At 57.9% G+C, this 6,809-nt stretch carries 7 protein-coding genes; 1 reads left to right on the top strand and 6 read right to left on the bottom strand.

Annotated elements, in window-relative coordinates; all coding sequences use genetic code 11:
- Positions 1-75: 75 nt before the first annotated feature.
- Positions 76-270: a hypothetical protein gene (locus AD669_RS14995; RefSeq protein ID WP_053121104.1), complete on the bottom strand. Its 195-nt coding sequence runs from the start codon at positions 268-270 to the stop codon at positions 76-78.
- Between the two features lie 107 nt (positions 271-377).
- Here AD669_RS14995 and thpR point away from each other — a divergent pair, with 107 nt between their 5' ends.
- The gene (thpR, locus tag AD669_RS14990; protein WP_053121102.1) at positions 378-899 is read left to right on the top strand and encodes an RNA 2',3'-cyclic phosphodiesterase; all 522 of its coding nucleotides are present in this window, start codon (positions 378-380) and stop codon (positions 897-899) included.
- A 246-nt stretch (positions 900-1,145) separates the two neighbouring features.
- On the opposite strand, the gene AD669_RS14985 is transcribed toward thpR, so the two are convergent.
- The 5 genes from AD669_RS14985 to AD669_RS14965 all read right to left on the bottom strand — a co-directional run bounded on the left by AD669_RS14985 (position 1,146) and on the right by AD669_RS14965 (position 6,594).
- Positions 1,146-2,243, bottom strand: coding sequence for a polyamine ABC transporter substrate-binding protein (locus AD669_RS14985; protein WP_053121099.1), 1,098 nt, complete (start codon positions 2,241-2,243; stop codon positions 1,146-1,148).
- 320 nt (positions 2,244-2,563) lie between these two features.
- Positions 2,564-3,436, bottom strand: a complete 873-nt coding sequence (locus AD669_RS14980) for an ABC transporter permease subunit (protein ID WP_053121094.1) — start codon at positions 3,434-3,436, stop codon at positions 2,564-2,566.
- Positions 3,433-4,314 carry an ABC transporter permease subunit gene (locus AD669_RS14975; protein WP_163005261.1) on the bottom strand — a complete coding sequence of 294 codons (882 nt, stop codon included), beginning with the start codon at positions 4,312-4,314 and terminating at the stop codon, positions 3,433-3,435. The genes AD669_RS14980 and AD669_RS14975 overlap by 4 nt, the downstream gene beginning before the upstream one ends.
- 29 nt (positions 4,315-4,343) lie before the next feature.
- Positions 4,344-5,486, bottom strand: coding sequence for an ABC transporter ATP-binding protein (locus tag AD669_RS14970; protein WP_053121089.1), 1,143 nt, complete (start codon positions 5,484-5,486; stop codon positions 4,344-4,346).
- Between the two features lie 346 nt (positions 5,487-5,832).
- A complete protein-coding gene (locus AD669_RS14965) occupies positions 5,833-6,594 on the bottom strand; it encodes a gamma-glutamyl-gamma-aminobutyrate hydrolase family protein (protein WP_053121088.1) in 762 nt (253 codons plus the stop codon).
- Positions 6,595-6,809: the final 215 nt, after the last annotated feature.

Raw genomic sequence — 6,809 nt, 5'->3', positions numbered from 1 at the left:
CTGCGATCTTTTGATTTTGATTTTAAAAACAAGATCAAAAGATCGCAGCGTGCCGCAGCTCCTACAGGGATATCGTCACTCGGGTGAGGGGGTGATTCGGCAGCTTTTGCGCTGGCGAATTTCATCATCGCTTGGCCGTTCGCGGACAAATTCGAAGCGCGGCTCACCCTCGCTGTAATGCACCAGCCAGCCCCATTCCAGTTCCTTTTCATCCTGCCCGGGACTCGGCGGTCGGGCCCACCATGGCTCTTTGCTGAGGATCTCGCGCATGGCGGCCTCCGGTTGATGGCAATCCTTGAACTATAGCTGCCTGTCGCGAGTCGTCAGTTCAGGCTGTGTAGAATCCGGCGAATTACGATGAACAGGGGAGCAGGGCCATGACCGATGAAGCGAAGCGATTGTTTTTCGCCCTCGACTGCCCGCCGGTACAGCGCAAGGCGATTGCTCAGTGGCGCGGCGAGTTGGGTTTGCGCACCGGCAAACCGGTGCCGGCCGATAACTTTCACCTGACGCTGTTGTTTCTCGGAGCGGTGCCGTTGGCGCAGATCAATGAAGTTTGCCAAGCCGCCAGCAAAGTGCGCACTCCGGGGGAGGCGTTGAGGATTTCACTGGATCACTTGCAGGTCTGGCATCGTCCGGGCGTGTTGTCGCTGGCGCCTGAGCAGGCACCGCAGGCGTTGTTGCGCTTAGTCTATGCGTTGGAACAGGCGATGTTGCCTTTCGGTTTTGAAGAGACACCCCGCGAGTTTCGCCCGCACCTGACGTTGGCCCGTGATTACCGTGCGCCGGAGCCGGAATCCGCTATGCCACCGGAGTTCTTTTTGCGAGCTGAACGCTTTGCCTTGTTTGAATCGCACAAGGGTCGTTATCGCATGCTGCAAGACTGGCCGCTGATTTGAGAGGACAAAAAAAGGCGCCCGAAGGCGCCTGAGAATTCACCTGAGCCGAGGGAGCCAGGTGAGGCCGTTCATAGAGAGGTTGCAGCGGTGGTAAGGCGCTGCGCGAACGGGAAATTTTCAGCACTGCATTGCTTTACTGTGGGAGCGAGCCTGCTCGCGAAGGCGTCGGCACATCCAACATTTTCATCGCCTGTCATACCGCTTTCGCGAGCAGGCTCGCTCCCACATTTTTGATCACCGGTGTTTTTACTTACCGAGCTTCACCCGGGTCCAGCCGCGCGTCATGATGCGCTGCGTGGCAATCGGTTGATCCGGTACGGCGTACAACGTCGCCATCACCGCGTCTGTCGGGTACGAGCCCGGGTCGTTGCGGATCGCTTCGTCCACCAGTGGCGTGGCCGCCGCGTTGGCGTTGCTGTAGCCGATGCTGTTGGTGACTTCGGCGATGATGTCCGGGCGCATCAGGAAATTCATGAACAGGTAGGCGTTGTCGACGTTGCTGGCATCGCGCGGGATGGCGACCATGTCGTAGAAGCTGCCGGCGCCTTCCTTCGGAATGCTGTAATCGATCACCACGTTGTTGCCCGATTCCACCGCGCGGGCCTTGGCCTGCAGCACGTCACCGGAGTAACCGACCGCCACGCAAATGTTGCCGTTGGCCAGATCGGAGATGTATTTCGAGGAATGGAAATACGCTACATACGGACGGATTTTCATGAACAACGCTTCGGCTTCGGCGATGTGCGCGGTGTCCTTGTCGTTCACCGGGTAGCCCAGGTAGTGCAGGGCGGCCGGGAGCATTTCGGTCGGCGAATCGAGGAAGCTGATGCCGCACGCCTTGAGCTTCTCGGCGTTCTCAGGCTTGAACAGCAAGTCCCAGGAGTTGGTCGGGGCGTTGGCGCCGAGCACTTCCTTGACCTTGGCCGGGTTGAAACCGATGCCGATCGAGCCCCACATGTACGGGAACGCATGAGCGTTGTCCGGATCACTGGCGGCGGCGTTTTTCAGCAGCACCGGGTTGAGATTCTTCCAGTTCGGCAGCTTCGATTTGTCCAGCGTCTGATAGACGCCAGCCTTGATCTGCTTGGCCAGGAAACTGTTGGACGGCACGACGATGTCGTAACCGGATTTGCCCGCCAGCAAGCGTGCCTCAAGGGTCTCGTTGCTGTCGAAGACGTCATAGGTCACACGGATGCCGGTCTGGTCTTCGAATTTCTTGACGGTGTCCGGCGCGATGTAATCGGACCAGTTGTAAACACGCAGCACCTTGTCGTTGGCCTGGGCGCCCATGACGATTGCGCCCATTAAGGACAGTGTCAGCAGAGTCCTGCCAAACATTTTCATTGGTACAACTCCATTCTTTTTATTCACATTACGTAAAGCCCCCTCATCCGACTGACCGAGGGGCTGACTACATTTTTGTAGGAGCTGCGGCACGCTGCGATCTTTTGATTTTGTTTTTCAAGATCAACAGATCGCAGCGTTCCGCAGCTCCTACAGAAGCTATCGGCTGTACATGGAACTATGTGGCGAGGGGATTTATCCCCGCTCGGCTGCGAAGCAGTCGCAAAACCTGAATACAGAGTTTTCAGGTAGAACTGCTGGGGCCGCTTCGCAGCCCAACGGGGATAAATCCCCTCGCCACAGTTGTTCATCGGTGTTACTTAGGCGGTCGCCGCTGCCGGCTGCTGCCACGACTCATTCGCGGTCTGATCCATTGCTTCCTGAATCGCACGCTTGCGGTTGGCCTCTGCCTTGCGGCCGAAGTACCAGACGAGGAAGGTTACCAGCGACACCGCCAGCAGAATCAGGCTCGCCACTGCGTTGATCTCAGGTTTCACGCCCAGACGCACGGCCGAGAACACTTCCATCGGCAAGGTCGTCGAACCCGGCCCGGACACGAAGCTCGCCAACACCAGGTCATCCAGCGACAGGGCGAACGACATCATCCCGCCCGCCGCCAGCGACGGCGCGATCATCGGGATGGTAATCAGGAAAAACACCTTGAACGGCTTCGCACCGAGGTCCATCGCCGCTTCTTCGATCGACAGATCCAGCTCGCGAAGGCGGGCGGAGACTACCACTGCCACATAAGCGGCACAAAACGTGGTGTGGGCGATCCAGATGGTGACGATGCCACGCTCCTGCGGCCAGCCGATCAACTGCGCCATCGCCACGAACAGCAGCAACAGCGACAGACCGGTAATCACCTCAGGCATCACCAACGGCGCGGTGACCAGGCCACCGAATAGAGTGCGGCCCTTGAAGCGAGTTACACGGGTCAGCACGAATGCCGCCAATGTGCCCAATGCCACCGCAGCAATCGCGGTGTAGCAGGCGATTTCCAGCGAGCGCACCACCGAGCCCATCAGTTGCGTGTTGTCGAGCAGGCCGACATACCACTTGATCGACCAGCCGCCCCACACCGTCACCAGTTTCGAGGCGTTGAACGAGTAGATCACCAGAATCAGCATCGGCAGATAAATGAACATCAGGCCGAAGATCAACATGAACTTGGAAAAACCGAAGCGTTTCATCCCCGTGCCTCCATCTCTTTGGCCTGGCTGCGGTTGAACAGCAGAATCGGCACAATCAGGATCAACAGCATCACCACCGCCAGGGCAGACGCCACCGGCCAGTCGCGGTTATTGAAGAACTCTTGCCACAGCACGCGACCGATCATCAGCGTCTCCGGGCCACCCAGCAGTTCCGGAATCACGAACTCACCGACCACCGGAATGAATACCAGCATGCAACCGGCAATAATCCCGTTCTTGGCCAGCGGCACGGTGATTTTCCAGAAGTTGTTGAAGTTGCTCGAACCCAGATCCGACGCGGCTTCCAGCAGGCTGCCATCGTGTTTGACGAGGTTGGCGTACAGCGGCAACACCATGAACGGCAGGTAGGCGTAAACCACGCCTATATAGACGGCGGTGTTGGTGTTGAGGATCTCGATCGGGTGATCGGTGAGCCCCGTCCACATCAGAAACGCGTTGAGCAGACCGTTGTTGCTGAGGATGCCCATCCACGCGTAAACGCGGATCAGGATCGCGGTCCAGGTTGGCATCATGATCAACAGCAGCAGGACGTTTTGCGTTTCCTTGCCGGTCTTGGTGATCGCGTAGGCCATCGGGAAACCGATCAGCAGGCACATCATCGTGCTCAGCGCGGCGACTTTCAGCGAACCGAGGTAGGCCGACAGGTACAGCTCGTCTTCGCCGAGCATGGTGTAGTTGCCGATGTTCAGCAGCAGCTGGAATTTCTGTTCGGCGTAGGTGTAGATCTCCGAGTACGGCGGGATCGACAGCGCGGCTTCCGAGAAACTGATCTTCATCACCAGAAAGAACGGCAGCATGAAGAACAGGAACAGCCAGATGAACGGAATACCGATCACCAGTTTTCGTCCGCTGGGCACCAGGCGCAGGAATTGCTGATTGAAGGTTCTCATGAGCGCAGTACCACGCCGCTGTCGTCTTCCCACCAGACGTAGACTTTGTCATCCCAGGTCGGACGCGCGCCACGGCGTTCGGCGTTGGCCATGAACGACTGGACGATTTTGCCGCCGGGCAATTCGACGTAGAACACCGAGTGACCGCCGAGGTAAGCGATGTCATGCACTTTGCCTTCGGACCAGTTGTAGCGGAACTCCGGTTTAGTGGTGCTGACCAGCATTTTTTCCGGACGGATCGCGTAGGTGATCGATTTGTCCTGCACTGAAGTGCTGACGCCGTGACCGACGTAGATCTTCTGCTGCAAGTCCGGGCTGTGGATGATCGCGTGACCTTCAAGGTCTTCCACCACGGTGCCGTCGAAGGCGTTCACGTTGCCGATGAACTCGCAAACCATGCGGCTGACCGGTGCTTCATAAATGTCGATCGGGCTGCCGATCTGCGCGATCCAGCCCAGGTGCATGATGGCGATGCGCTCAGCCATGGTCATCGCTTCTTCCTGGTCGTGGGTCACCATCACGCAGGTCACGCCGACGCGCTCGATGATTTGCACCAGCTCCAGTTGCATCTGCGAACGCAGCTTTTTATCCAGCGCACCCATCGGTTCGTCGAGCAGCAACAGCTTCGGACGTTTGGCCAGCGAGCGGGCGAGGGCGACGCGTTGACGCTGACCGCCGGACAACTGATGCGGTTTGCGTTTGGCGTATTGGGTCATGTGCACGAGGCGCAGCATTTCATCGACGCGGGCATCGATTTCACTGGCCGGCAAACGGTCCTGCTTGAGGCCGAAGGCGATGTTCTGCGCGACGGTCATGTGTGGGAACAGCGCATAGGACTGGAACATCATGTTGATCGGCCGCTCGTACGGCGGCATGTCGGTGATGTCCACGCCGTCGAGCAGAATCCGCCCTTCAGTCGGCCGCTCGAAACCGGCAAGCATGCGCAGCAGGGTCGATTTGCCCGAACCGGAGCCGCCGAGCAGGGCGAAGATTTCGCCCTGATGGATCTCCAGGGACACATCGTCCACTGCCGTGGTTTCGTCGAACTTCTTGGTGACACGATCGACTTTCACCAGAACCTTTTTCGGTTGCTGATGACCTTCAAGTGCCTTCCGGTAAGTGCTGGAGGCGTTTGCCATGTGAAACTCCCAACAGGTTTCGTTCGCTCAGCCAACGTGGCCGGGCTTAAGTGGATTGCAAGCCAGGAACAACCATCCCCCTCACACATATCCCTGTAGGAGCTGCCGAAGGCTGCGATCTTTTGATCTTGTTTTTTACAATCAACATCAAAAGATCGCAGCCTTCGGCAGCTCCTGCAGGGGCCACATTTTCAGTGGGTTGTCCTGGCTTGTTCGGCGCCGCCGTCCTGGCTGCCTGGGTCGTACTTGTTGTTATTACGGGTGTTGCTGTTCACGAATGACGGATGTGCGCAGGCACACCCGACATCCGAGGGGGCAGTAAATCGTTACGTATTCTTGGGTTGGATCAGCGCTGGTTGCGCTGCTTCGCCCGTTGCCGGCAAGCCGCGCCGAATGCCTGGAAAATCTTCAGGTAGTTCGGGTTGTCCAGCACCTGCCATTCCGGGTGCCATTGCACGCCGAGGGCAAAGGTCGGGCTGTCGGCGACCGAGATCGCTTCGATCAAACCGTCCGGTGCCACGGCTTCGGCACGCAGGCCGGGCGCGAGGCGGTCGATGCCTTGGCTGTGAATCGAATTTACTTGAAACTCACTCGGCAACTCGAGCGCTTCGAACACGCCACCGCCCAATACCGTCACGGCATGCGCCGGCGCGTACTGCACGGCGAGTTCCGGGCTGTCGGCCTCGCGGTGGTCCAGCATGCCCGGCAGCTCATGCACCTTTTGGTGCAGGCTGCCACCGAACGCCACGTTCATTTCCTGGAACCCACGGCAGATGCCGAGCACCGGAACGCCCGCCGCGATGGCTGCACGTAATAAAGGAAGAGTCGTGGCATCCCGCGCCGGATCGTGATCCGTGCCGGGTGCGCTGGCTGGGCCTTGATAGTGGAAAGGTTCCACGTTCGACGGCGAGCCGGTCAGCAACAGACCGTCGAGTTGCCCGAGCAGGTCATCGATTTCAGTCAGGTTGCCAAGAGAAGGAATGACCACTGGCAACCCGTTGGCGCCAACGCTGACAGCACGTAAGTACTTGTCACCGCTGATGTGATAGGGGTGCAGGCCAATCTGTTTGACGCACGCTGTAACGCCGATCAATGGCTTGAATGCCATTTTTATTCACCTCGAAGTTTGACACTTGAACGAGCTTTTCCGGAGCTTATCCGCGTTTATTTTAATTAACAACTACCATGTAAAAAATTCTAAACGCCGTTCATCAAATCTTCATGAATCTAGGGGCTTTGGCGCCTGTGTTGGCACGAGAGTGTTAATAAAAGCCCTAAAAATAAACCATTAGAGGCCAGCTGTTCGCTATTGACTTCACTTTG

Source organism: Pseudomonas sp. P1.31, assembly GCF_001269815.1.
GTDB lineage: Bacteria > Pseudomonadota > Gammaproteobacteria > Pseudomonadales > Pseudomonadaceae > Aquipseudomonas > Aquipseudomonas rustica.
The sequence above is the reverse complement of the archived record's forward strand: the minus strand, read 5'-3'. Positions and strand labels throughout refer to the sequence as shown.

Coding starts and splice junctions, on each gene's coding strand:
- AD669_RS14995 (WP_053121104.1), bottom strand. CDS start 270: ATGCGCGAGATCCTCAGCAAAGAGCCATGGTGGGCCCGACCGCCGAGT.
- AD669_RS14985 (WP_053121099.1), bottom strand. CDS start 2,243: ATGAAAATGTTTGGCAGGACTCTGCTGACACTGTCCTTAATGGGCGCA.
- AD669_RS14980 (WP_053121094.1), bottom strand. CDS start 3,436: ATGAAACGCTTCGGTTTTTCCAAGTTCATGTTGATCTTCGGCCTGATG.
- thpR (WP_053121102.1), top strand. CDS start 378: ATGACCGATGAAGCGAAGCGATTGTTTTTCGCCCTCGACTGCCCGCCG.
- AD669_RS14970 (WP_053121089.1), bottom strand. CDS start 5,486: ATGGCAAACGCCTCCAGCACTTACCGGAAGGCACTTGAAGGTCATCAG.
- AD669_RS14965 (WP_053121088.1), bottom strand. CDS start 6,594: ATGGCATTCAAGCCATTGATCGGCGTTACAGCGTGCGTCAAACAGATT.